The following is a 25,455-nucleotide window of genomic DNA, read 5'->3' as shown; positions in this document are numbered from 1 at the left end:
TCGCACGCCTGAGCCCTACGAAGTGCTGGCAGGGTATACACCCACGCTGGACGGTATCAATCCGAAAGCCTTCCCCGACCCCGGCTGATAGAAGCCCACCGTAACCGAACCGTGACCATCCGGCAAGCTGGGCTAGGCGTCCTACACCCACTCCCCGTAGGCCCGCCGGGTATTCGAGTTGACCTGCCGGCAGAATTCTTCGAGGCCAACGCCGAGGTGTTCCGCCATGAATCTCACGGTGTAAGCCACCGCGTAGCTTGCGTTGGGCTGGCCACGGAATGGATGGGGCGTGAGGAAAGGTGCGTCGGTTTCCGTGAGGACCAGGGCCGGGTCGGCAACCGTGAGTGCCTCCCGCAGGACCGAGGCGTTCTTGAAGGTCACAGTGCCCGAGAAGGACATGAACCAGCCATTCTCGTTGCAGATTCGGGCCAGCGCCGCATCCCCCGAGAAGCAGTGCATCACCACCCGATCCGGCGCGCCCTCGGACCGAAGGACCGACACGACGTCGTCGTGCGCGTCACGGTCGTGAATCTGCAGGGCCAGCCCCAACCGTTTCGCGATGTCCAGGTGCCGCCTGAACGAGTACTCCTGGCGCTCGATGCCGTCTTCGCCCGTGCGAAAGTAGTCGAGCCCGGTTTCCCCGATCGCGCGGATCCGCGGGTGGCGAGCGAGGTCCTCTATCTCCGCGAGCGCGTCCTCAAGCGTTTCAACAGCTGCAAGGACGGGCGCCTCATTCGGGTGGATGGCCACCGCCCCCAGCAGCCGCGAATCCTGCTCGACCGCTTTCACCGTGAAGCGGGACGATTCCAGGTCTGTTCCCACCTGCACTGCGTACCCCACGCCCACAGCCTCGGCGGCGTCCATGGCGTCGGTCGCGCTGACGGCCACCTGGCCATCGCGGAAGTCCAGGTGGGTGTGGTTGTCGATGACCGGGAAAGGCAGCGGTGCCGGGGCCGGCGGATAGTCGAGCTTACGGCTTCGCCCTCCCGAATCAGCAGCCCTGGCGCGGCCCTCCCCGGAGGGGTCCGTCGTCGTCGTGGAGGGCAGGTACTGCGGAGGGATCTGTCTCGTGCACATGATCCAACCCTAGACAAAACCTGTAACGCTTACTGACCAAGGAACTTATCGCCCCGATGCCCAGTTGTCCTAGTAATCTGTAGCTAGAGCGAGCGCCGCGATTCACTGCAACGCGCTGCACAGGCTGTTCCACACTGACGTGTCCCTGGCCGGAGTGGATTTGCCCCGAAGCGATGTTCCCGGAAGGTACCCATGGACGCCCATAACCAGTACGCCACACCCAACGGCAGCACGGCGCCCGCTACAAAGGACTCCCCCGCACCCATGACAGGGAAAGCGTTCCACGACACCAGTGCGCGGATTCTCAAGTCCATCAACACCGTGATCGACGGCAAGCCCGACGCCGCGCGCCTGGCTCTCACCGTGTTGCTGGCTCAGGGGCATCTGCTTCTGGAAGATGTACCTGGCGTCGGCAAGACCATGCTCGCCAAAACGCTTGCCCGCACCATCGACTGCAGCGTCAACCGGATCCAGTTCACCCCGGACCTGCTGCCCTCCGATGTGACTGGCGTTTCGATCTACAACCAGGATTCGCACGAGTTCGAGTTCCGGCAGGGGCCGGTGTTCGCGAATATCGTCATCGGTGATGAGATCAACCGCGCTTCCGCGAAAACGCAGTCCGCGCTGCTTGAGTGCATGGAGGAACGCCAGGTCACGGTCGACGGCGGCTCCCACCGCCTATCCGAGCCCTTCATGGTCATCGCAACCCAGAATCCAATCGAGATGGAGGGCACCTACCCACTCCCTGAAGCGCAGCGGGACCGGTTTACTGCCCGTATTTCGATGGGGTACCCGGATATGAAATCCGAGATCGAGATGCTTGAAACCCACCAGTCAGTGTCGCCGCTCAACGCGATCCGGCCGGTTGCCGGCGTCGACGACGTCGCGGCAATGATTGCGCAGGTGCGCCAGGTATACGTGTCTCCGGCGGTCAAGGAATACACGGTGGGCATCGGGCGTGCTACCCGCGAGCTGGCCCAGCTCCGGTTGGGCGCGAGCCCCCGTGCGCTGCTCCAATTACTGCGCGCGGCAAAGGCCGGTGCCGCCCTTGAGGGCCGGGATTTTGTTCTGCCCGACGACGTCAGCTCGGTTGCCGAAGCCGTGCTCGCCCACCGCCTCATCCTCGACCGGAAGGCCCTCAGCGCCGGCGAGACGCCGTCCTCCATCATCGCCGGCATTCTTGCCCGGGTCCCCGTGGCCCGCGACGCGTTCAGCGCGTCAGCCCGAAACGGCTAAGCCCATGTCCCTGGTGGAACGGCTGCCGCGGGTCCTGACCGCTAGGGGTTGGGGACTCGCGATCATCGGCGTCACCGCCCTGCTCTTTGCGCAGTTCCTGGGCCGACGGGACCTGCTCTACCTGGGCATCCTGCTGATTCTTCTTCCGCTCGTCTCAGTGCTCGTGCTTCGCCTCGTCAAGCCGCGCTTCACCATCCGCCGCACCTTCGCGCCCCAGAGCATGGAGACGGGCTTCACCACCACCGTCACCCTGTCCGTTGCCTCGGACGGACCGTTGGGTGGTTCCGTAGTCATGCAGGAACAGTTGCCGCAGCGCTTCGGCGACGCACCCCAGTTCCACTACCCTTCACGTCATCCGACGCCGAGCGGCGTAAGTCTTTACGAGTACCGCCTGCGCTCCGCTGCCCGTGGAGTGTACGACGTCGGTCCAGTCACCGCAGGCTTCACCGACCCGTTCGGGTTGGGTATCTCGCGGCACACGCTCGGAGGGACTGACCGCCTAGTGGTCACCCCCAGCCCGCTCGAGCTGCCTGCCTCTCCACTCACCGGCGTGCGTGGCACGGACGGCAATTCGGTGACCCGGCGCAACGCAAATCCAAGCGACGACGACGTCATGACCCGCGAATACCGCCACGGTGACCCCATGCGACGCGTCCACTGGGCCGCCACTGCGCGCCACAACGAGCTGATGGTGCGGCAGGAGGAGTCAGTCACCACTCCCGAGGCCACCCTCATCCTCGACCAGCGGCAAAGCCGGTTCGGCTCGGGCTTCCTCTCCGCTTTCTCGGAGCGCGACACCGAAAACAGCGGAATGCTGTCATCCCCGACCTTCGAATGGGCTGTGGTCGCATCGGTATCCATCAGCGCACACCTGCTCGAACGCAGCTTTTCCCTCCGGTTCATAGACGAGACGGGGGCGCCGGCCCTCCGGCGCTCCGAATCGGCTCCCTGGCCGGAGGACGAGGAGTACGCGGGCCAGTCAGGCTTGCACGGAATAGCCCAGGGGCTTGCCGCACTCGAGCTCTCACCCGACCCCACCAAGCGGGCTGCATCCTCCCGCACCGGATCTGCCAAGGGCACTTCGGCCGGCCGCAGGGCGAACGGATCCGATGCCCATGGCTCAGCAGTCTTCGGGGATTCGATGCTCGACAAGCTCGCCGGCCTGAAGAACCGCGGTCCCCTGATTGCGATTCTCGGTACGATCAGCGAGTCAGAGGCCCGGAATCTGGCGCCGGCAGCGGAGTACGGCTCACAATCCCTCGCAATGATCGTCTCCGAGCGGCCAAGGGACTCCCACGGGGTCATGGACATCCTTCGCGGCGGTGGCTGGCACGTTGTGGCGGTGACGCCGAATGCGTCGCTCGCCGCTGCCTGGGCGTACTTCGACAGCCCGGCCGGGATGGTCAGCTCCTCCACGGCAAAAACCACCCTCGGCTCGGCCCCAGGAACTCAGTCATGACTGCAACACTCTCCCGCCCCGCGAGCCCGAGCGAACCTCAACGGCTCACCCCCGCAAACCCGGCCCCGTATCGACGCAGCCATTGGCATCTGCTGATCAGCCTTGCCACGTTCATTGCCGTCATGCTCGCGTCAGTGAGCCTTTCGGGGGTCATCTTTGGTGGCACCTGGTTCACTCCCGTGCTGGTTACCGTGGCCACCGTGTTGTTCTTCACGGCGCTGACGCGCGTCGCCCGGCTGCCCGGCATCTTTGCCCCGCTGGTTGGCATCCTTGCCCTGGGTGGTTCCTTGATCTGGCAGTTCTTCCCTGGCCAAAGTCTCTTCGGGATACTCCCCGGCCCCGGATTGAACGGACGCCTCGCGGTGCTGCTCACCCATGCGGAGAACACCGTTGTGTCGCAGGTGGCACCGGTGCTGCCCGGTACAGGCCTTTTCCTCGTGGTGTGCGCGGGAGTCGGACTGGTTGCAATTCTTGTCGACACCCTGGCCAACACGCTGCGGATGCCTGCAACCAGCGGCCTCGCACTGCTGGCCATCCTGGTGGTTCCCGCCGTCGTACGCATCAACAGCGTCGGGGTGCCGGCGTTCATTGCGGCCGTGCTCGGATTCCTCATCCTCCTGGGTTGCGCGCACTGGCGCGAAGCACGGTTCGAATCCGCCTCTTCATCGGAGCTTTCGGGCGGGCACGTGACGCGCGGACTCACCATCGGTGCCATAGCGCTGGTCCTTGCCGTGTTGCTGCCGCTCGCCATTCCCGGGTTCAACAGCGGTGCCTTTCCGCAGGGTGCGCGGGTCAACCTCTGGGGTACGGCGACGGGACTGAACCCGAGCGTGACGCTGGGGAACGACCTCCGGAACCCCACCGGCTTCGGTCGGATTGAGTACGCCACGAATGCGGAAGACCCTCTCTATCTGCGCTCGGTGACCCTCGAGGATTTCAGCGGTCAGCGGTGGGAGCCGGATCAACGCCTCGGCGCGCGCGTCACGGGTGTTGACGAATTGGGATCCGAGCAGCTACGGGATCCCAACTTCGGGGAGAACACCGTCACCAGGATCAACACCGACAACTTCACCAGCCCGTGGTTGCTCGCTCCGTACGCGCCCATATCGATTGACAACCTCGACGGCCAGTGGGCCTGGGATCCACAGAACCTGACCGTCCTCGCTGCTGACGGCGGCTCCACAGCCCAGCAGCAGTACGAAGTCATCAGCGCTGAACCGGCACTGAGCCGGGAGCGGTTGCAGGCAATTCCTCCTGCCAACCCGGAATCCGTGCCTGAACAGTTCCTTGCCTTGCCGGAGCAAACGCCGGGCATCATCCGCGACACCACCGCATCCGTCATCGAAGGCATTGACAACCCCCACAGCCAGGCCGTGGCCATCCAGAACTACCTTCGCGGGCCGTCCTTCGTGTATTCGATTGACGCGCCGGTGGACGGTGGCTACGACGGCAGCAGCCTCGACGTCATGGCGCGGTTCCTCGAGTCGAAGTCTGGTTACTGCGTGCACTATGCGGGCACCATGGCGGTCATGGCGCGGCTGGCCGGAATCCCTAGCCGCGTTGCGGTGGGCTACGCGCCCGGTACGCCGACTGGCGAGACCCTCACAAGTGACGACGGCGTTGAACTCACCCAGTTCTCCGTGAACTCCAAGGATGCCCACGCGTGGCCGGAACTGTACTTCGAGGGCGTGGGATGGGTGCAGTTCGAACCTACTCCCTCCCGCGGCGTGGTGCCGGACTATGCGCTGGCTGCCCTTGATCCTGCCGCACCGCCAGCGCCCGGTGACAACCTGAACCCCGACGCCGGCCCGGTGGCGCCTTCCACTGCTACTCCCACCCCGGCACCGGAAGCGGGGGAGAACCCGCAGGCTGGAGGTGCCGGCAGCGAGCGCAGCTCAGCCCTTGGCTTTGTCCTCGCGACTGTCCTGGTCTTACTCGCCCTGGCCCCCCTCGCGTTGCGGATCTCACGCACTGCCTCCCGCCGTCGTTCGGTGACCGCCGGCGACGAGCGGCCGGGGCGGGCAACCACCGCGTGGGCGGAGACCGTGGAGACCGCCGGTGACTACGGTTTCGGGACCTTGCCCACAGATACGCCGCGTGCGTTCGAGAAGCGCCTTTTGGAGCGGTCGTCGCTCAGCCCGGATGCTGTTGCAGCCGTTGGGCGTCTGCGGCGAAGCTACGAGGAGGAAGAGTACTCAGAGCTTCCCGCAGCGCAGGCACCGGTGGTGGCCGTATGGGATGACGTGCAAAGTGTGAGGTCGGCGCTGCGGGACTCGGCGTCCTGGCCCGTGCGCCTCACTGCGGTGCTCTGGCCGGCGTCACTCTGGCAGCGCTTCGGCGCCCAACGCAGTGAGGGCACCCATCGGGTGTCCACGCAGTGAGGGCACCCAGCGGGCGCCCTCACGGGATCAGCTTGCGGTCGGGTCCGCGATGCCCACGTACTGGGTGTACAGGTACTCGTCGATGCCCTCGTATCCGCCTTCGCGGCCGAGCCCTGACTGCTTGACTCCACCGAATGGAGCCGCTGCGTTGGAGATCACGCCGGCGTTCAGTCCCAGCATGCCCGTGTCCAGGCGCTCACCGATGCGTAGTCCCCTGTTGAGATCGCGGGTGAAGACGTAGGCGACAAGCCCGTATTCGGTGTCGTTCGCGAGGCGGACGGCCTCGTCTTCGTCCGAGAACGTGACGATGGGTGCCACCGGCCCGAAGATCTCTTCCTGAAGGATCCGGGACGACGGCGGAACATCCGTGAGCACTGTAGCCGGGTAGAAGTAGCCGGGGCCCTCCAGCGGTGAGCCGCCGGTGAGGCAGATGGCGCCCTCGTCCACTGCTCCCTGGACGAGCGCGTGAACTCCATCGCGGCTCTTGGCGTCGATCAGCGGCCCGAGCGTTGAGTCGCCGTCGGTGCCGCGGCCCGGCGTGACGTCAGCCATGCGGTCGGCAAGCTTCCGGGCGAATTCGGCTGCTACTGCTTCGTGGACTATGAACCGGTTGGCAGCGGTGCAGGCCTCGCCCATGTTCCGCAGCTTCGCGGCCATTGCTCCTGTGACGGCGGCATCAAGGTCAGCGTCTTCGAAGACCACGAAGGGTGCGTTTCCGCCAAGCTCCATCGATGTGCGGAGGACGTTCTGGGACGCATCGGAAAGAAGGCGGCGGCCAACCGGCGTCGAACCGGTGAAGGAGAGCTTGCGGAGGCGGCTGTCCTTGATCAGCGGGCCGGTGACACCGCCGGCGTCCGAGGTGGGCACAATGTTGAGCACGCCTGCGGGCAGACCGGCTTCCTCGAGTACCTTGGCGAACAACGACGACGTCAGGGGCGTCAGATTCGCAGGCTTGAGCACCATGGTGCAGCCCGCAGCAACCGCCGGGGCGATCTTCCGGGTGGCCATTGCCAGGGGGAAGTTCCACGGCGTGATGAGCAGGCAGGGGCCAACCGGCTTTTTGTTGACGAGGATGCGCGATTTGCCGTCGGGAGACATGGAGTAGCGGCCGGAGGCCCGCACAGCTTCTTCGGAGAACCAGCGGAGGAATTCGGCGCCGTACGTCACTTCACCGCGCGCTTCGGCGAGCGGCTTGCCCATTTCGAGGGTCATGAGGAGCGCAAAGTCCTCTGCACGTTCGGTCACCAGTTCGAACGCCCGGCGCAGAATCTCCCCGCGTTCGCGGGGGGCTGTACGGACCCACTGCTCCTGGGCAGCAACGGCAGCATCGAGGGCCGCCCTGCCATCCTCGGCTGTGGCGTCGGCAATGGCCAGCAGGGTCTTCCCGGTCGAAGGGTCTTCGACGTCGAACGTCTTGCCGTTGGACGCATCCCGCCATTCGCCGCCGATCAGCAGGCCGGTGGGAACCGTGGACAGGAGTTCTTGCTCGCGCTGGGCGGTGATGGTCATCCTCTGGAAGCCTTTACGATCGACGGTGATTTCCAGCTCAAGTGTTGCGCTGGAGACCTTCACGCTAATCCCCGGGCCAAGTCACTGTCCATGCAAAGCTGCATCACAGATTGGCGAATCCACTGTATTAGTGCACAAGCCTATTTCGTGCTGGACCTTGCGGCGACGACTGCCGAATAGAGCTCCCGCTTACTCACCCGGGTATCCTCGGCAACGGCCGCAACAGCCTCCTTCAACCGAAGCCCTTGCGCCACCAGCTCGTTGACCGCGCCGACGTGATCCTCGGGCGCGGTGGGCGCTGAATCCGGCGCACCACCGACGACGACGGCGATCTCGCCCCGAACGAGCGTCCCTTCCACCCACTGCAGCAGCTCCTGAAGCGGACCACGGACAACTTCCTCGTGGAGTTTCGTCAGCTCACGTGCGACGCACGCTTGCCGCTCAGGCCCAAATGCCTGATGAAGCGCGCGAATCATCACTTCCAGCCGGTGCGGTGCTTCGAAGAACACCATGGTTCGCCGCTCAGCGGACAGTTCGTTCAACCGCCCGGCGCGCTCACCTGCCTTGCGCGGCAGGAAGCCTTCAAAGCAAAAGCGGTCAGTGGGCAGTCCGGAGAGGGCCAGGGCTGCGAGGACCGCCGAGGGGCCGGGAGCAGAGGTGACAGTGATTCCGCGTGCGGCTGCTGCATCGACCAGCCGGTAACCGGGGTCGGACACAGACGGCATTCCGGCATCGGTGACCAGCAGGAGCGTCGCTCCCTCAGCTACGAGGTCCAGCAGTTCGGGGGTGCGCGAGGCTTCATTGTGCTCGTGGTAACTCAGCGTCCGTCCTTTCGGGGAAACACCGAGGGCCTTGATTAGCCGCTGCAGACGGCGGGTGTCTTCAGCCGCAATGACGTCGGCCGTCTCCAGCAGGGACGCCAGCCGGTAGGACGCATCCCCCATATTGCCGATCGGTGTTGCTGCGAGGACGATGCTGCCGGCCGGAACCGCGCTGGCTGCACCCAGCGGGACGTAGTCATCGGGAGCTTCGTCGGTACTTTCGTTCGTAGCATTGTCGTCGTGCTCGCCGTCGGTGCCGACGTCGTCGTGATCGTGCGCTGGTCCGGTCATCCCAACAGCCTAGTTGCAGCGGGTGGGCGGGGCAGCCGCTGCAATGCTGTGGACGGTGACAGGGACACTGGCGGAACTCTCTGCAGCCCTCGGTACGATGATCGGATGAGCCAATCCACCTCGACTGCCGTCGCCCTCCCCGGGTCCGGGCGTCAGCAGTGGCTCGCATCCCCCCACTCGGCTTTCAGCGAAAGGGTACTCCGCCGTCGATTGCTGGGCGCCCAACTTCCGCTCGGTATCTGGGGCTGGCTGCTGCCGGTCCTGGTGGCGGTTCTCGGAGGCGTCCTGCGCTTCGTCCGGCTCGGTGAGCCGGACTCCCTGGTCTTCGACGAAACGTACTACGTCAAGGACGCCTATTCGTTCCTGCTGTCCGGGTACGAACGCGAGTGGCCCGAAGGGGCAGACGACAGCTTCAACGAGGGCAACCTCGGCGTCATCCTCCCCACAGCGGATTACGTGGTCCATCCGCCCGTCGGGAAATGGATGATCGCGTTCGGGATGGCGCTGTTCGGAGCGGACAATCCCTTCGGCTGGAGGTTTTCGGCAGCCGTCGTCGGAACCCTGTCCATCCTCCTGCTCGCCGTGGTTGCCCAGCGGATGTTCGGTTCACCGGTCCTCGGCGCAGCCGCTGGATTGCTCCTCTGCGTGGACGGGCACCACCTGGTGCACTCGCGCACCTCACTGCTCGATGTGTTCCTCATGTTCTGGGTGCTGGTCGCCTTCGCTGCACTGGTCATGGATCGCGACCACGCACGACGCCGGCTGGCCGCCAAAATCGCCGCGCTCGCCCGGGAGCACGGGCGGCCAGGCAGGGAACAGCTGCTGTACGGCCCCTGGCTTGGATGGCGGCCCTGGCGTATCGCAGCAGGGGTTGCCCTTGGCCTTGCGCTCGGCACCAAGTGGTCGGCACTGCCTTATATTGCCGTGTTTGGACTGATGACGGTCCTGTGGGACATGAGTGCCCGCCGCACAGTGGGCGTCAGGCACTGGATTCGGGGAACGGTGTGGCGGGACGGCTTGCAGGCGTTCGTGTCCGTTGTTCCGGTGGCTGCCGCCACTTACCTCGCGTCCTGGGCGGGCTGGTTCAGCTCCTCTGACGCCTACGACAGGCAATGGGCCTCCCAAAACCCCGACCCGGCGTGGGATTGGGTACCCGGCCCCCTGCGCTCCCTCGCCGAATACCACCGCAGCGCCCTCACTTTCCACCAGGGCCTAGGCTCTGACCACCCCTATGAGGCGACAGCCTGGTCCTGGCTGGTACTGGGACGCCCAACCTCATTCCACTACCAATCCGACGGCCTCACCTGCGGCGGCTCCGACTGTTCGCAGGCAGTCAATGTGGTCGGAAACCCGCTCATCTGGTGGGCGGCCGCATTGTCGCTGCTCGTGGTGCTGCTGTACTGGATCGGCAGGCGGGACTGGCGCGCGGGAGCCATCCTTGCGGGCGTCGCGGCAGGGTATCTCCCCTGGTTCCTGTTCCCCGACCGCACTATGTTCTTCTTTTACGCCATTGTCTTTGAACCGTTCCTGATCCTGGCGCTGGTCTACGTCCTCGGCCTCGGGTTAGGGCGCGCGGGGCACCCACCGTGGCGGCGGCGCACCGGGATTGTGCTCGTGGGCGCATTCCTTGCGCTCGCCCTTTTGGTGTCGGCGTTCTTCCTCCCCATCTGGACCGCCGAAACCATCACCTACGACCAATGGCGCCTGCGCATGTGGATGCCAAGCTGGATCTAGGAAGCGTCAGCTCTCGCTGACGGACCCGGCGAACCTGCGCTCCTCATAAGCGCGCGCAGACATTTCCCGCCGCGCCCGAGTGGGCCAGGTGAGCACAGCTGCCAATATGGCTCCAATCAGGACCAACGCGCCCACGGTGCCCGCAGCGTCGATCCAGAACTGTGCCGGGAAAAGGCGGATCAAGGTGTCGTCGAGCCGGAAGGTCCAGGTCCCGTCCGCGAAGAACAAAGCGTGGACCTGGGTGAAGAAGGTCTCCCAGGCGATAGCGGCGAGCACCGCGAGCACAACCACAAGGGTCAGCGTTGCCGCAGCACCCGCAAAGAGCGCCCGGCGGATACCGCCCGGGTAGCGGCGGGCGAGGTAGAAACAGGCCAGTACCGTGAAGAGCGCGAGGACCGTTGCCACTACGAATCCAGTGGAAAGAACAGCCTTCACGTCCGCCATATGGCCCACCTCACTGTCCAGGAACAGCTGGTCTCCGTCGGCATTGACCAGGTCACCCAGATAGCGTGACGGCGCCCAGTTGACAATGTAGTCAAGGCCGTATGACCCGTAGGTCATGCGGTCATCGGTAGTGAAGCCGTAGCTGTCCGCGGGGAAACCGGGCCGGTGGTACTCGACCCACAGGAACAGGGGCGTAGCAACCGCCCGCACAGCCACAGCGAGCAGGATCACGGGGAAGCAGATTGCAACCAGGACCTGTAGCACCCTCGGCAGCACTGGCTTTGCGGCTGCGGCCTCGTCCCGCTGGCTTGCGCGGCGGCTCACCTCTTTTTCAGGGGGCCGGATAGACAGCGCCGTGGTGTCCGGAGTGGACTCCGCTCCGGACACCGGAAGTGCCTCACCGGATTTCACAGCGCGGGCCCTTTCCTTGGCCGCCGCAACGGCAATCGGGCCGCCCGAAGTGGATCCAGCTGCTGCTTCACCGGTTGCCGCATCGCTGCGCAGGGCAGCGCGCCTTTCACCGCTGTCCACGAGCTGTGCCCCGCCGTCGTGCTCTGAAATTACGGGACGCTGCCTGCTCCCGTCCGTTTCCCTGTTCCCAGGCTGTTGTCTGTTTTCGTGCTGCTCGGCCACGACCGTCTCCTTGCATGGTTCACCTGCATAAAACACTACTCGGCCGGCTGCCTGCGGCCGGACTCAACCACGCCGGACCTGCAGGGGACCAAGCTCAGGCCGTCAGTACGGCGGCACCCCGGTCATCGTCTGAGAGATCCCCCGTGTAACCAGCCTGGACGGCGCGGCGTCCCAGCGTGAACGTATAGACCCAGTACAGGGCGAACACTGTGAACCCGATGCCGATTCTCAGCCACACCGGCAGCGGGCTCGGAGTTACGAATCCTTCAACCAACCCCGAAATGAAGAGAACTATGACAAGCCCCAGGGCAACCGTGATGAGCGATCTTCCTTCTTCGGCGAGGGCCTGCGACCGCGTTCGCTTTCCGGGTGAAACGAGTGCCCAGAAGATCCTGAGTCCAGCCGCTGCAGCGATGAAGATTGCCGTCAGTTCCATGAAACCGTGCGGAAGAATGTAGATAAAGAAGACGTCGAGCCGGTCGTAGGAAGCCATCATGCCTCCGGCCATCCCCACGCCCTGGGCATTCTGGTACAGGATGAACGGGGCCCAGAACCCGGTGATCCCGAACGCGACTGCCTGCACGGCAATCCACGCGTTATTGGTCCATACGAGTCCAGCGAAAGACGCCGCCGGGTTCTCGGAGTAGTAGTTGACGAAGTCCTCTTCGACGTAGCGGCGAATCTCTTCATCACTGCCCAGAGCGGCGATGACGCCTGGGGTGTTCACCACCCAGGCTCCGTAGAGCCATGCCACTCCTACGAACAGCACGCCGACGATTATTGTCAGCCACCGCACCCGGTAAAAAGCGGCCGGCAGGGAGATGACAAAGAAGCGGGCCACGTCTTCGAGAACATTCGAGCGCGCTCCGGTGAATTTGGTCCGTGCGCGGGAAAGCCGCATGGACAGTTCATTGGACAGAGCGCTCTCCGGCGCGACTGACCGGATCATTGACAGGTGGGTGGAAGTGCGCTGGTACAGGGTGAGCAGTTCATCGGACTCACGTCCGTCCAACCGGCGCGCGCGCGTCAGGAAGTCAAGCCGATTCCAGTCCGGCCGGTTCGCTGCCTCGAATGCATCCAGATCCACTCGTTCAGCTTAGCCCCGAAGAACCGCCGCACCTTCGAAGCTATGCTGAAACCCAGTCGATGGAGGGGTATGCAATGAGTTCAGTCATCACCGGTGAAGCAGTAGTACTGGAACTGCGTCCGGCGTCATTCGGCGCGCGTGCGGTGAGTATCCTCATCGACATCGTTGCCCAGTTCCTGGTGATAATCGGTGTCATTGTTGCGTTCGGTCAGACTCTAGGGGGGTCCTTCGACCCGGCCCTCACCCAGGCCCTGTTGCTGGTGCTGATCGTCCTGGTCCTTGTGGTGGCTCCCGTCACCGTGGAGACGATCACCCGCGGCAAGTCGCTGGGCAGACTGGTGATGGGCCTGCGGATAGTGCGCGACGACGGCGGAGCGATCCGCTTCCGCCATGCCTTCATCCGGGGAATGCTGGCCGTGCTCGAGATCTACATGCTCGCGGGGTCCGTAGCTTTTCTCGTCGCAGTGTTCAACGAACGCTCGAAGCGCCTGGGAGACCTGCTCGCCGGCACCTATTCAATGCACGAGAGGGTAGTTGCCAAACCACGCGCCCGGGCATTTTCGCCGGCGTCACTGCAGGACTGGATCCGCACGGCAGATGTTCTCCAACTGCCCGATCCCCTGACACGCCGCATTTCGCAGTTCATTGGGCAGGCGGCGCGGCTGACGCCCCCCGCGCGCGCGACACTGGCTGTCGAACTTGCCAATGAGGCCTCAGCTTTCGTCTTTCCAGGGCCACCGCCGGGAACCTCGCCCGAAGACTTTCTCAACGCCGTCGTTGCCGAGCGCCGCGACCGCGACTACTCCCGAATCATGACGCAGCGCGAACGGACCGCACGCACAGCCAAGCACCTTCACCGGCTGCCCTTCAGCTCGTAAGAGGCTTCCAGGTGGCTTAGTCAGGCCGCGCTGAGCCGCGCGTGCCGCCCAGGATGCGTGGCGTCAGGGTGCCTGGCGTCAGGAGACCTGTTGCGCGTTCCACTCAGTCCAGGACACGTTCCAGTCGCCGAAGCCGTCCCACACCTGCACAGGGCCGGTCTCCGTGTTGAGGATCTGCAGCATATCCCCTGGACCGAAAACATTGTAGAAGTACTTCGCGCCTTCGGGGCTCATACCTACGCAGCCGTGGGAGACGTTCTGGATACCGAGCACTGATTGCGCAGCCGGCAGTGCTTCGTGGACAAAGGCGCCACCGTTGGAAAGCCGACTCGCCCAGTTGACTGTAGTCGCTTCGTAGTAGGCAGGATCCCCGCGCTTAAGGCCGATCGACTCCGCCGAGAACTTTGTCTTCTCGTACTGCTCCATCACGGTGTAGTAGCCGAAGAATGACGGCCATTCCTCGGTGCCGAGTGTCACCGGGAAGGTTCGCTCGAGCTTACCGTCGATGTAGACCTTCATTTCCTTGGTGGCGTTGTCGACGACAGCAAGGCGGGTGTTGTGAGTCTTGAAAGAGTAGGTGTCATCGAAATTGCCGATCATGCCGTTGCCGAATTCAACGCCGAACAATTTCAGGTCCACCGTAATGGTGCTGTTCGGCTTCCAGAATTGCTCCGGGCGGAAACGGACCTTCGTGTCATTCAGCCAGTAGAAGGCACCCTGCTGATTGGACGTGCTGGTGATCGTTATTGCCTTCTCGACGTCAGCTTTGTTGATGACGGGCTCGCTGAAGGTGATCTCGACGGTCTGGCCGGTACCGACGGTTGCGCCGTTGGAAGGGTACATCCACGCGTTGGCTTCATTCGCAGGCTGGACGGTGGTGAAGGACTGGTTCTGCCGGCTCTCGCCGCCCGCCGAGTCAACAAGCACAAACTCGAAGGTGTATTCGGTGTTGAATGCGAGGCGCCCATCAGCCTTCCAGGAGGTGCCGTCGGCTGCCAGGGTACCGGGGACCGGCTCACCGCCACCGGCTGGACGGAGGCTCACCTCATCGATGGTGGCCTTCTCTGCGCGGATCTCCGGCGCAATAACAGGGTTCACTTCCGTTGCCCCGTCGGTGGGCGTAACCCCGAAGGTGTACTCCTCGGCCTGCGACGCCTCGGATGGATCGTCAGAAGAATCACCGGAGGATCCGCCGTCGTTGGAGGAAGTTCCCTCGGTAGGCCCATCCGACGGCGTCGAGTCAGCTGCCTGCCCGAAGTTCGCCCACGAGGGTGCGGTCACCACCGCGACAGTACCGCCTGCCACAACGAGGACGAGTGCGATGATGAGCGCGCCGATCTTCCACGCGCGTCGCCGCGGCTGGGACTCGTCGGAGTGGTTCGTCATCGCTGCTGCCCTGTCTTCTATTCGATACCGAATTCAAGTACTGCCTATTAGTGAAGTGCCGCCAACACAACTTTATGCCCGCAGGCGCCGTCGGCAGGTGTGGACACCCCGACGGGCAGCAGTTGGAGGCTTAGTAGCGGTAGTGGTCCGGCTTGTATGGTCCAGCGACCTCAAGGTCCAGGTATTCAGCCTGGCCCTTGGTCAGTTCCGTAAGCTCCACACCGAGGGCATCGAGATGAAGGCGTGCCACCTTCTCATCGAGGATCTTGGGCAGAACGTACACCTGGCGCTCATACTCCTGCTCACCATCTGCGCCGGCCCGGCCGTGCTTGGTGAAGAGCTCGATCTGCGCGATGGTCTGGTTCGCGAAGGAGTTGCTCATCACGAAGGACGGGTGGCCGGTGGCATTGCCGAGGTTGAGGAGCCTGCCCTCGGAGAGCATGATGATGCTGCGCTGTCGGTCAGTTCCCTTGTCGAAGACCCACTCGTGGACCTGCGGCTTGATCTCGATTTTCGTGACGCCGGGGATCCGGGCGAGGCCGGCAATGTCGATCTCGTTGTCGAAGTGGCCGATGTTCCCCACGATGGCCTGGTGCTTCATGGCTCCCATGTGGTGGGCCATGATTACGTCTTTGTTGCCGGTGGTGGTGATGAAGATGTCACCCTGGGCAAGCACGGACTCCAGCCGGGCTACCTGATACCCGTCCATGGCGGCCTGCAGGGCACAGATGGGGTCCACTTCGGTGACAATCACCCGCGCACCCTGACCATGCAGGGCCTCGGCGGCTCCCTTTCCTACGTCGCCGTAACCGCACACGACGGCGACCTTGCCGCCGATCAGGACATCCGTGGCCCGATTCAGTCCATCAGGAAGTGAATGGCGGATTCCGTATTTGTTGTCGAACTTCGACTTGGTGACGGAGTCGTTGACGTTGATAGCCGGGAAAAGGAGCTTGCCCTGTTCAGCCAACTGGTACAGACGGTGCACGCCGGTTGTGGTTTCCTCGGTGACACCGCGGATGCCCGCTGCAATGTTCGTCCAGCGCTGCGGGTCTTGGGCCAGGGATACCCTCAGAACGTCGAGGAAGATTGCATACTCGTGGGAGTAGTCGACATCTTCCTCCGTGGGAGTAGCAGGGACGGAACCCGCTGCCTCAAACTCGACACCCTTGTGAACGAGCATGGTGGCGTCTCCGCCGTCGTCCAGGATCATGTTCGGGCCGCCATCGGGCCACTGAAGAATTTGGGTGGTGGCCCACCAGTATTCCTCGAGGGTTTCGTTCTTCCAGGCGAACACCGGGACGCCCGCTGGGTCCTCGACAGTACCCTTACCGACGACGATCGCTGCCGCTGCCTCGTCCTGGGTGGAAAAGATGTTGCAAGAAGCCCAGCGAACCTCGGCTCCCAGTGCCGCAAGCGTTTCGATCAGCACTGCGGTCTGGACGGTCATGTGGAGGGAACCGGCGACTCGCGCACCCTTCAGCGGCTGGCTGGCGCCGAATTCGCGCCTGAGGGACATAAGCCCGGGCATCTCGTGCTCCGCGAGGCGGATCTGGTGGCGCCCGGCCTCGGCCAGCGAAAGGTCAGCTACTTTGTAGTCGAACGTCATTTTGGAGCGGGTTCCTCTGCGGGGTTTGACGGTGTGCTGATGGAGGGGTTTGCGGCTGCCCGAAGCTCGGGCCGAAGAAGTACGGGAATTGATTCATCGATGGGGTAGTCCACCCGGTTACCGGAGGCATCGGGGGCCTCTGAACGCAGGCCCTCCCCGACTTGCACCAAGGCAGATCCCGTCACTGGGCAGCGGAGGATACCTATCAGATCTGCTGAGAGATGGGCCAACGGGGTGCAACCTTTCCTTCGGTTCGTGCGATGCAACTCTCACCGCTCGGTGCCAGCTGCGCTTTCGCGAACGCGCTTGATAAAGGGTATCCTGATCCGCTGCATCGGGCAGAATCAGGATCACGCTTGCAGCGCGCCGTACCGGTGATTCCGCCCAGTTCTTCCTAATTGTCCCTGAGGACCCTCAGGTGGCCCCGACGTGTGCCAGCGTCCGTGGGTGGTGATAGTGGGGTTTTCGACGACGGCGCAGCGGGTTCAGGTGCCTTGCGCTCAGTGGCCGCTTCGCGGACAGCGTTTGCCAGTGCCAGAAGGTCATCGTGGTTGGGTTCCGGCGGTCCTGAGGGCAGCGCCAGCCTCACCACTTCCCACCCACGCGGTACTGTGAGGCGTTCAGCATGAAGTGTGCACAAATCATACGAGTGCGGCTCAGCGTACGTGGCCAATGGACCGAGCACGGCAGTGGAATCGGCGTACACATAAGTGAGCGTCGAGATTGCTGCACGCTGGCACGCTGAGCGCGAACACTGACGGATGGATCCCACGATCGATCAGCCTACCGTGTCCGCCGTGGAAGTTGACCGATCAACTCTCCGCGGGAAGCGCCCAGCACCGGAACAGTCACGCGACCGGTGGTGCAATCAGGATGCACGGGTGCTTTGATCAGACTAGAGTTTACTCATGCGGGAAAGCTCACCACTGTCGATCCGACTGGCCGTTCCAACCGCCGGAAATCGCGCGGCTTACGAGTTTGCCCGTCGGCGCCGGGACCGGCACGGACGCGGCCAGCGCGGTGAACTGATCCCCTCGCACCTTCCCGGGTCACGCACCCGAACCGAGCGGTTTGAGGACTGGGTCATGGAGTCCGCCCAACGGCTCGAGCGTCTCTGGGGCGAGAAGATCCAGGACGTCCAGATCATTGTGCGCGAGATCCCCGGCGGCCTGGAGGAGATGACCCCTTCAGCCATCCGCGGGTTGTATGGCACGTCCGCTCCAGCGGCAGCGAAACGTCCGGCCACAATAACGGTGTACCGGCTTCCTATCGAAATGGCCGCCAAGGGATTCATTGCCCCGAATGAATTGGTCCATGACGTGGTGGTGGAGCAGATGGCCGAGCTGCTCGGCATGGCCCCTGAAGCCGTCGATCCTGCATACGGACGTTCGCGCGCGTGAGCCTCAGCGAGATTCAGCCATCACCTCCGCCGAAACCTCTTCCGGGTCCAGACGGCCGCAACTAAAAGCCGATATTGACCGAGACACTCTGCTGGCCGGCACTTCCGGCGGGGATGGGCATGACTGAGACACCGGGTGAGTCCCCATCCAGAGTGGCGAGCTGGGCGCCGTAGGCCGGGTCTCCGGTTACGGTGACCAGCGCTCCAACCGCGCTACCAAGATCCGCCGCAGGAACCGTCACTGTTGTTCCACCTGCAACGTCGAATACGCGGTCCTCTCCGAATCCACCCTCAGCGTTCACTGGGGTAACGCGTACCTCCGCCCGACCATTCGGCGCACTGAAGACGAAGGAAGATTCGACGCCGTCGGGCAGGACCGCAATATGCTGGCTGCCAAGGCGGGCAGCCGACGGCACCAATGCCAGGTCCAGCGGCTCTCCGGCTTCGGTGCCCCTGACCACCCGTGCGGAAGCAGCCACAAGGACGTCCGAGCTGACCGTCGCGGAGTAATCCCCTGCTGGCAGGGAGTCCAGCGAGATGGTGCTCACGGCGCCGGCAGCGGCTGTGACCACTCCCCCGCCGGGCAACGTGACTTCCCCCTTCGGCCCGAAGACGCGCACATCGAGCACAGCGTCCGTTCCGCCGGGCACCGCAACCTGGAGCGCTGGTGCAGCGCTGCCATAACCCTCCTGAGCGAGGATGCCGTCCGTGATCTCAGCTGATTGGATCTGGATGCCCGGAACCACCTGCGTGGTTCCTGCAGGAGCGGATGCCTGAATGAGGTCCACGCCGCCGGGGGTCAACCCGCGAAGCACACTCTGTTGGATGAAGCCGCTCACGCGCCCTCCGTCGCTCCGGACCCGGACAGCCACGGTCTCGTCATTGGCCGCCAGCCCTGCGAGGACTATCGATTCGGACTCGCCGGGTGCAATGAGGATTCCCCTGCCGCCGGGCGCGTCGATGACGCCTTTGGAACCGTGCAATTCGAGATCTACGGTTGCGGGCGAGATTGACGGGTTGTGCAACTTCAGCACTGCCGTTGCTCCAACGGTGGTTGATGCCCCCACCAGCCAGAAATCGTTGGCTGGTACCTGGCAACCCGCTACTGCCAGGCCTGCGAGATCCCCGTCCGTTGCGGAGTAGGTAAATCCAGCGCCAGCCGTGGCCCGTTGCTCCCCGACTGCCTGGGCTCGCAGGACCACTGAGCTGTCTACTGCTTCATTGCGGGCCAGCCCGGCAACACGATTGGTCAGGCCGTCCTCGTTACTCACCTGCGGTTCTTCCTCGCTGGACTCCGGCACATCCTCGGCAATGACAGCCACGGGCTCCTCACTCCCCAGAGGACTTACGGCTGATCCGGGTACGGTTCCCCCCAGGTCACTGAGGATCAACGCGCTAATGCGGTTTTCCGCACTCTCCGAGATGGGGCTGAACTCGGGGTCGCCGCCCTCCACTGAGGTACCCTCCAGCAGCCTGAGCGGTTCCGGGCAGACAGCGGAGTATTCTCCGGCCGGCACCGTAGCGGTGGGCACCGGAAGCTGTTCAGTTGCGGATTTGATTCCGGGCGCGATGCTAGCGGTCGCAAGTGCCCCGGTAGCCGCTAGCAGTACGACGCCGGTCGTGATTCCAGCTGCACTGCGCACCCAACGGCCACGTGCGGCCGCTTCAGCGGAACCTACTGGTGTGCTGCCCATGTCAGCTCCCCGCCTTTCCGCTGCTTACGGCTTCCGGATCAGGTGATGCGTGATCCTTGTCGGGGTGGATTGGTCGGTCAGATTCAGACGAGTCATCGCGCGGGTAATCCTGCGGGTCCTCCGCAACGACCTCCGGGATCCTCGTGGCTCCCTCGGACATGCGCTTCGCAGGGGTCTGCTGAACGGCTGACCTGCGGCCGGTACGCGCTGGCGGACGCTGCGACTTGTTCCTTGCAGGGGGTACGCGCACAAACCGCGGCCGCGCGGGTATCGGCACTGCGAGCAGCACCGTGAGGACCATGACCACGGCCTGCGCAATCCCGGCCCATGGCTCCCACGCCGTGACGTAGCGGACCTCCAGGGTCCCGCCTCCCGCGGGCAGCCCGTAGGCCTGGTTCCAGCCGGCGTCGGCGGGTTCAAGCCGCTGGCCATCCAACGTGGCTTCCCATCCGGGGGCAGTCTGCTCGGCAAGCACCACCGTCCGCCCTTCCGGGCCGGCTGGGAGCTGGGCCGACGCCGTGACCTCCTGGGAGCTCAGCACGCTCAGCATGGCGCCGGTTTCGTCGAGAATGCGAACCCTGCCCGCCGAGGCCGGAGCACCGGCGTCGGCTCCGGCGCTGGCGGCAGCTTGCGGCTCGACCCGCCACAGCCACCCGGACTCGGTACTTCCCACGGAGACAAGGCCGGGCACGGAGTCCACTTGCCCCACCAGCACTTCGGCGGCCGAATCAGAGCGTTGCAGCACCACGAACCCCACGCCAAGGCGCTCGAGCTCGCTGCGGGGATCGACGCCTGTCCCTGCTACCAGCGTGGCGACCGTTCGGCGGACGTCTGTCGCGACGTCGTCGTCCTCCTTCAGTTGCGCGTCCAGCAGGGGACCGTGAAGCTGCCGCGCTGAGTAAATCTGCGAAAGCCCGTCAAGGGTGGTTCCTCCCCCGCGCATCAGGGCGGCGCTGACGTTGTTTTCTCCGTCGATGTTCATCACGAGGGTCCGCACCCGCTCCGGGCTGCTGCCGCGGTCCGCTGCGGTCGCCGGGAGCGTACGGGGCGCGCTTGGCGCAACCAGCGATCCGGTGCCGAAACTTGTTGCCGCCAGTGAAGGATCGGGTGCGCGTAGCTGCGGGACCACCCAGAGTGCCAGGCTGGTGGCAGGGCCGAGCGCGAGTATCAGAGCGGAAGCAACCAACAGGAGACGGGCGCTTCGCGGCGGCGTAGAAGTTTCCCTCAGCCGCCTGGCCCGGAGGAACTGCGTGAGGCTTTCACCGCCAAGGAGTGCTGCACTAAGCACGGCCAACGTGGCGACAGAGACCCACGGACCGCTGAACGGCGTAACGAAAGTGGATGAACCCAGGGCGGAGACCACCAGGGAACTGCCAGCACTGCCGAGGAGTGCGATGATCGCGAGCATCCACAGGACGCGCGCTGTTCTCCGTGCCCTGCCGGGAAGGAACAGCGCTGCCGCTCCCAGCAGAAGGGCAGGAAACCCGATCACGAGGGCTGCCACAAGTGGCCATGGCCCGGTAGGCAGAGAGGGCAACGCGGCAAGCGCTGCCGATGTGTCGAACGCAATGGGGAAGCCAAGCACCTGCTGCCAGAGCGGGGCGGCATCGAAAGGGACCGGCAGGCCTGGATCGCCCAGCACGGCGCGCAGGTTGTTCATGGTGGATGCTGCGAACGGCACGAAGAGCGCCAGGGGCGGCAGCAGAGCCCACCACAGCGTCTTTGCCCGCCGCCTGGCCACCAGGGAGACAATGACGATCACGAGCACGAAGAACGGCAGTAGCGAGGGCGCGCTGGCGGACAGCGCCGCGAGAAGCAACCCGGCAGTTGCGGCTGCTGTCCAGCTGGGTACGCCATTGATTCCGGGCTTGAGGGTGAGCTGGACACCACGGCTACGGACGGGTTCGTTTGCCTGGGACCGCCGTTCTGTGTCGCTGGTTTGCGAGCCCGGCCGCCCGGGCGCCTGGCCTACTGCGCGTACCAGGGCGAGCGCCACCAGCGGTAGGAGGATGTGGGCCAGGAGCGCGCCCAACCGGCCGCTCCCCTGCGCGACCTGAAGGGCGGGCATTGTTCCCCACACGAACGCGGCCCAAAGACGAAGTCCCCGCGAACGCACGAAGGCACTGGCACCGAACCAGGCGCTCAGGGCAGCGAGCGGCGCAGCGCAGACCATCACGAACACCAGAACCGCGTTGCCGTTACCGAATCCGAGCGCCGAAAGCAGCCAGAGCACGTAGGTGAATGGGTCCCCGTGTCCTGCAACGCCGGCTCCGAGACCAATCCACCAACGGGTTGCGTGGGACCAGATCTCCGAAAGTTCGCTTGAGACGGGGAGTAGCGCGCCGCCGGCGAGCGCGGGCGCGCCGATGAACCGGGACAGCGCCACCAGGGACACACCGAGAAGAACGACGACGGCGGTGATCGCGCCCCAGCCCACCCAGAGGCGGGAGGGGCCTTCGAGCGCCGCGAAGTCGTCGTTGGCGTCGCCGCTCGGCACTTCCGCCGAAGTGTTCTGGGCGAAGGATTCGTCGTCGTTACCCCGCGCCGAGAAGGCGTCGACCACCGATTTCCGGTGGGACAGGACGTCGCGTCTATCCGTACGCAGCGCACGGACCACGGACCGCGGAAGCTTCTTGGACCGTGCCGCGGAGCGGCGGGAGCGGAAGAGGTCGAAGGGTTTGAACACGGCCGCGATGCTTGCTGCGAGCTGGCCCACCCCATACCCCGGGTCTTTGGCCAGCAGACCCAGAACCAGGCGGGCGAACCCGCCGATGACTGCCCCGACGGCAAGGAAAGGCACTTTCCAGAGCGTTGCGTGTTTCAGCCTGAGGTAGACCTCCGCACGGCGGGAGGCTCCCAGGGAGGCCGCGTGATTGTTGCGGTTCCCGGAATGGCGCATCACGGCGGACGGGACGACGACGACGCGGTTACCGGCGAGGCGGTTACGCCAGCAGAAGTCGACGTCGTCGCCGGTGCCCGGCAGGGCCGGATCGAAACCGCCCAATTGATCCCATACATCGCGGCGAATCAGGATGCCTGCCGAGTTGACGGCAAAAGTGTCACTGCGGGCGTCGTACTGGCCTTGATCCAGTTCATCGACGTCGATGAGGGTGAGGCGCTCCGCCCAGCGGCTGATCGACAGTCCAACGTCCACCAGCTTGCGCGGGTGCTCCCACTCGACCTGCTTGGCACCCGCCACTGTCACCGATGGCGCGAGCTCTACGGCCCGAAGCAGTTCATGGAGCGCGTCAGGGTGGGGTGCGGAATCATCGTGGAGCAGCCAAATCCAGTCCTGGCCGCTTTCCGGGTCCGCACGCCTGCCCTCGGGAATTTCCGCAAGGGCGGTCTTCACTGCCGCACCGAACCCGGCACGTCCACCAGCGGCCACGACCGGAGATCCAACCGGGAGTTGGAGTTGCAGAATTGACGCCGATTCATCTGTTGAACCGGCGTCTACTCCAACATGGAAGTCCGCGGGGCGGGTCTGCCGACTAACCGCACTGAGTGTGTCAGCGAGGTACTCAGCGCCGTTGTGAGCTACGACAACGGCAGTGACCCTCTGGTGGGAATGAATCAGACCGCTCGCTTCCGTAACCGGCGGCGCTCGCGCTCGGAGAGGCCGCCCCAGATACCGAACCGTTCATCACTGGCCAGTGCGTACTCGAGGCACTGCGCCTTGACGTTGCACGCACCGCATACCTTTTTGGCGTCCCTGGTCGATCCGCCCTTTTCCGGGAAGAAAGCCTCGGGATCAGTCTGTGCGCAGAGCGCGTCAGACTGCCAGCCAAGCTCGCCTTCGTCGTCGAAGTCGGAACCGATTCCGGGAAGCCCGATCCAGACGGCCTGCTCGACCTGCTCGGGGACGGCAGGCAGGTTGGGTTCCCGTGAAGGCTTTGCGTCGAGGAAGTTCTCGACGGCGCCACCTTCGCTCAGTGCCTCGTGCGCAGCGAGGAACGCGGTTGCCTCGTCGTCGAGGTTGCCCGTCTGTTGCCTGTAGCGTTCAGCGGCGTCAGGATCTGCAGGGTCTACGAACCAGTCCTGGGGCACGCCCCGTGATCCGTACCGCACAGATGCCTGGGCCGCAATGGTGGTGTGGTCTTTAAGGTGCTCTGCCTGCCCCATATCAGCCTCCCGGTGTTGCAGCTCCGGCAGGAAGCTAGTGTGGGAGATGCGCCTCCAGCAAGTCGCTGTAGGCCCCGAAATCCCGTCCGCCGAAACAAATCCGATGCCCTAATTACACGCGTGTAATACGTTCATAGTCAAGCGGCGGAGGGAATCTTATAGAGTCAATTTCTCAGACCCCTGTCACGCCACGCCCGGGGCGGCTCACAATTAAGCAACTGGCTCCGGACATCGCGCCTACCCAGACGCCAAATTAACACCCAGCGCAGGTCTCGGGCCGCCGGAAAGTGGCAGCGGCGCCGGAAATATTAAGAAGGAAGGCACCCCATGCGAAGTGCTGAAAGCATGGCCGAACTGCTCGAAGGTAGCCGCTCAGCGTCCACTGCGCCGCGCCTCATTTGGTACGGACCTGGCTCTGAGCGTATTGAGCTCTCAGGCCGGGTACTCGATAACTGGGTGGCAAAGACATCCAACCTGCTGATTGAGGAGCTCGACGCGACGGCCGGCACCACGGTTGCGCTCAACGCTCCGCCGCACTGGAAAACCCTCGTGTGGGCCCTCGCTTGCTGGCAGGTGGGAGCGATCACTCATTTCCCATCGGATCCCGGCTCGGACCCTCGCCCGGCGGGGACGACTGAGCCTGACATCCAGGTGACAATGCGGGCCGGCCAAGCGGCGCCCGGTCAGCTGCTCGTCGTGGTGGCGCCCGGGGCCCTTGACCTGCGCTGGCCGGAACCCCTCCCTGCCGGGGCGGTCGATTACGCGGCAACGGTGCGTTCCTTCGGAGACGCCTACCTTGAGCCCCTACCCGCTCCAGGCGCGGTACTGGCAGTCGGTTCCGAGGGAGAGCTTCGGTTCAGTGAGCTGATTTCCCAACCGTTGCCCCTGGACGATGCCTCGACCGCACTAGCGGCCGCGTTCGCAGATTCAGCCGACGACGCCGTCTGCCTGGTTCCTGCCTCCCTGCCCCTCCGCGCGGTGCTGGGTGCTGCAGTCCAGATCTGGGCACGGGGTGGAACCGTTGTCCTGGTGCACCCGGAGGTCGAGGTGAGCGACCGGCTGCTGACCGGCGAGCGCATTACTGCTCGGTTGTCTGCTTAGTTTCACGCACCACAGTCACCGCTCCTTGGTCATCCACCGAGCCACCGTCATGGGTATGCGCACGGGGATGGATAATCTCGTAATCGTGGTCGAATCCGGGTTCCTGGTCGAGTTCTTCGTTAAAGACCCAGAAACGGTAGGCAACGAAGCGGACCGCCGTTGCTAGCACCGTCCCGATGATTCCTGCAACGAAGAGGCCCGTGCGGTCAGAAATATCCAGTGGATACTTAGCCAGCCAGACAAAGCCGGCGGCAATGCCCAGGCCGATAGCGTTGATGAGCGCGAACATGACGAGCTCGCGGACCACGTTGGCCCGCCGCCGGTGACGGAAGGTCCAGTAGCGGTTGGCGATCCAGGCGAACACCGTGGCAATCGCGGCAGAATATACCTGCGCCTTCACCTCGCTGTCTTCCATCGGCCCGTGGATGAAGATCCAGAACAGGCCCTTGTCTATGACGAAAGCCACACCACCAACCGCGCCAAACTTGGCGAGCTCCCGCCAGAACAGCGACGCGAGAGCCCGGATCCGGTCCGCAAGTGCAGTGATCATGACCCTCCGGTCGGATAGATGGATTCGCCGTTGCAGTGCGTAGT

The 25,455-nt window shown here is 64.4% G+C and carries 19 protein-coding genes; 7 read left to right on the top strand and 12 right to left on the bottom strand.

What is annotated here, in order from left to right; all coding sequences use genetic code 11:
• Nucleotides 1-141 precede the first annotated feature (141 nt).
• Nucleotides 142-1,077, bottom strand: a complete 936-nt coding sequence (locus ACWA1U_RS09200) for a TatD family hydrolase (protein ID WP_463721903.1) — start codon at nt 1,075-1,077, stop codon at nt 142-144.
• Between the two features lie 192 nt (nt 1,078-1,269).
• Between ACWA1U_RS09200 and ACWA1U_RS09195 the strand changes: the two genes are divergently transcribed.
• The 3 genes from ACWA1U_RS09195 to ACWA1U_RS09185 are packed head-to-tail and all read left to right on the top strand — an operon-like array spanning nt 1,270 to nt 6,153.
• Nucleotides 1,270-2,313 (top strand): AAA family ATPase, encoded by a 1,044-nt coding sequence (locus ACWA1U_RS09195; RefSeq protein WP_463721902.1) that lies wholly within the window; start codon nt 1,270-1,272, stop codon nt 2,311-2,313.
• A 4-nt stretch (nt 2,314-2,317) separates the two neighbouring features.
• Entirely contained in the window at nt 2,318-3,772 is a 1,455-nt protein-coding gene (locus tag ACWA1U_RS09190) for a DUF58 domain-containing protein (protein ID WP_463721901.1), read from the top strand.
• Nucleotides 3,769-6,153, top strand: coding sequence for a transglutaminase TgpA family protein (locus ACWA1U_RS09185; RefSeq protein WP_463721900.1), 2,385 nt, complete (start codon nt 3,769-3,771; stop codon nt 6,151-6,153). The genes ACWA1U_RS09190 and ACWA1U_RS09185 overlap by 4 nt, the downstream gene beginning before the upstream one ends.
• A 27-nt stretch (nt 6,154-6,180) precedes the next feature.
• Here the strand turns inward: ACWA1U_RS09185 and ACWA1U_RS09180 are convergent, their stop codons facing one another.
• Together ACWA1U_RS09180 and rsmI are read right to left on the bottom strand one after the other, a co-directional pair.
• Nucleotides 6,181-7,662, bottom strand: a complete 1,482-nt coding sequence (locus ACWA1U_RS09180; protein ID WP_463724996.1) for an NAD-dependent succinate-semialdehyde dehydrogenase — start codon at nt 7,660-7,662, stop codon at nt 6,181-6,183.
• A gap of 140 nt (nt 7,663-7,802) precedes the next feature.
• Nucleotides 7,803-8,774 carry a 16S rRNA (cytidine(1402)-2'-O)-methyltransferase gene (gene rsmI / locus ACWA1U_RS09175; RefSeq protein WP_463721899.1) on the bottom strand — a complete coding sequence of 324 codons (972 nt, stop codon included), beginning with the start codon at nt 8,772-8,774 and terminating at the stop codon, nt 7,803-7,805.
• A 105-nt stretch (nt 8,775-8,879) separates the two neighbouring features.
• On the opposite strand from rsmI, the gene ACWA1U_RS09170 reads away from it, so the two are divergent.
• Entirely contained in the window at nt 8,880-10,508 is a 1,629-nt protein-coding gene (locus tag ACWA1U_RS09170; RefSeq protein ID WP_463721898.1) for a dolichyl-phosphate-mannose--protein mannosyltransferase, read from the top strand.
• Between the two features lie 6 nt (nt 10,509-10,514).
• Here ACWA1U_RS09170 and ACWA1U_RS09165 read toward each other — a convergent pair whose 3' ends face one another.
• Nucleotides 10,515-11,585 (bottom strand): TIGR01906 family membrane protein, encoded by a 1,071-nt coding sequence (locus ACWA1U_RS09165; RefSeq protein ID WP_463721897.1) that lies wholly within the window; start codon nt 11,583-11,585, stop codon nt 10,515-10,517.
• A 94-nt stretch (nt 11,586-11,679) separates the two neighbouring features.
• Nucleotides 11,680-12,672 (bottom strand): stage II sporulation protein M, encoded by a 993-nt coding sequence (locus ACWA1U_RS09160; protein ID WP_463721896.1) that lies wholly within the window; start codon nt 12,670-12,672, stop codon nt 11,680-11,682.
• 74 nt (nt 12,673-12,746) lie between these two features.
• Between ACWA1U_RS09160 and ACWA1U_RS09155 the strand changes: the two genes are divergently transcribed.
• Complete coding sequence (locus tag ACWA1U_RS09155; RefSeq protein WP_463721895.1) at nt 12,747-13,550, top strand: RDD family protein; 804 nt, start codon at nt 12,747-12,749, stop codon at nt 13,548-13,550.
• 78 nt (nt 13,551-13,628) lie between these two features.
• Here ACWA1U_RS09155 and ACWA1U_RS09150 read toward each other — a convergent pair whose 3' ends face one another.
• The 3 genes from ACWA1U_RS09150 to ACWA1U_RS09140 form a co-directional block, all read right to left on the bottom strand.
• Nucleotides 13,629-14,936: a L,D-transpeptidase gene (locus tag ACWA1U_RS09150; RefSeq protein WP_463721894.1), complete on the bottom strand. Its 1,308-nt coding sequence runs from the start codon at nt 14,934-14,936 to the stop codon at nt 13,629-13,631.
• A gap of 130 nt (nt 14,937-15,066) precedes the next feature.
• Nucleotides 15,067-16,545, bottom strand: a complete 1,479-nt coding sequence (gene ahcY, locus ACWA1U_RS09145; RefSeq protein ID WP_463721893.1) for an adenosylhomocysteinase — start codon at nt 16,543-16,545, stop codon at nt 15,067-15,069.
• A 394-nt stretch (nt 16,546-16,939) separates the two neighbouring features.
• Nucleotides 16,940-17,317 carry a DUF3499 domain-containing protein gene (locus ACWA1U_RS09140; RefSeq protein WP_463721892.1) on the bottom strand — a complete coding sequence of 126 codons (378 nt, stop codon included), beginning with the start codon at nt 17,315-17,317 and terminating at the stop codon, nt 16,940-16,942.
• Between the two features lie 136 nt (nt 17,318-17,453).
• Between ACWA1U_RS09140 and ACWA1U_RS09135 the strand changes: the two genes are divergently transcribed.
• Entirely contained in the window at nt 17,454-17,945 is a 492-nt protein-coding gene (locus ACWA1U_RS09135) for a metallopeptidase family protein (RefSeq protein ID WP_463721891.1), read from the top strand.
• Nucleotides 17,946-18,006: 61 nt separating this feature from the next.
• Here ACWA1U_RS09135 and ACWA1U_RS09130 read toward each other — a convergent pair whose 3' ends face one another.
• The 3 genes from ACWA1U_RS09130 to ACWA1U_RS09120 are packed head-to-tail and all read right to left on the bottom strand — an operon-like array spanning nt 18,007 to nt 23,760.
• Nucleotides 18,007-19,638, bottom strand: a complete 1,632-nt coding sequence (locus ACWA1U_RS09130) for a DUF5719 family protein (protein ID WP_463721890.1) — start codon at nt 19,636-19,638, stop codon at nt 18,007-18,009.
• A 1-nt stretch (nt 19,639) separates the two neighbouring features.
• The gene (locus ACWA1U_RS09125) at nt 19,640-23,212 is read right to left on the bottom strand and encodes a glycosyltransferase family 2 protein (protein WP_463724995.1); all 3,573 of its coding nucleotides are present in this window, start codon (nt 23,210-23,212) and stop codon (nt 19,640-19,642) included.
• Nucleotides 23,212-23,760, bottom strand: coding sequence for a WhiB family transcriptional regulator (locus ACWA1U_RS09120; protein WP_463721889.1), 549 nt, complete (start codon nt 23,758-23,760; stop codon nt 23,212-23,214). Before ACWA1U_RS09120 ends, ACWA1U_RS09125 begins: the two co-directional genes overlap by 1 nt.
• A gap of 327 nt (nt 23,761-24,087) precedes the next feature.
• Here ACWA1U_RS09120 and ACWA1U_RS09115 point away from each other — a divergent pair, with 327 nt between their 5' ends.
• Nucleotides 24,088-24,861 (top strand): TIGR03089 family protein, encoded by a 774-nt coding sequence (locus ACWA1U_RS09115; RefSeq protein WP_463721888.1) that lies wholly within the window; start codon nt 24,088-24,090, stop codon nt 24,859-24,861.
• Here the strand turns inward: ACWA1U_RS09115 and ACWA1U_RS09110 are convergent.
• On the bottom strand, nt 24,839-25,411 hold the full coding sequence (locus ACWA1U_RS09110; RefSeq protein ID WP_463721887.1) for a GtrA family protein: 573 nt from the start codon (nt 25,409-25,411) through the stop codon (nt 24,839-24,841). The genes ACWA1U_RS09115 and ACWA1U_RS09110 overlap by 23 nt on opposite strands.
• Nucleotides 25,412-25,455 lie beyond the last annotated feature (44 nt).

The organism is Arthrobacter sp. TRD_SC_6, assembly GCF_055361185.1.
The sequence above is the reverse complement of the archived record's forward strand: the minus strand, read 5'-3'. Positions and strand labels throughout refer to the sequence as shown.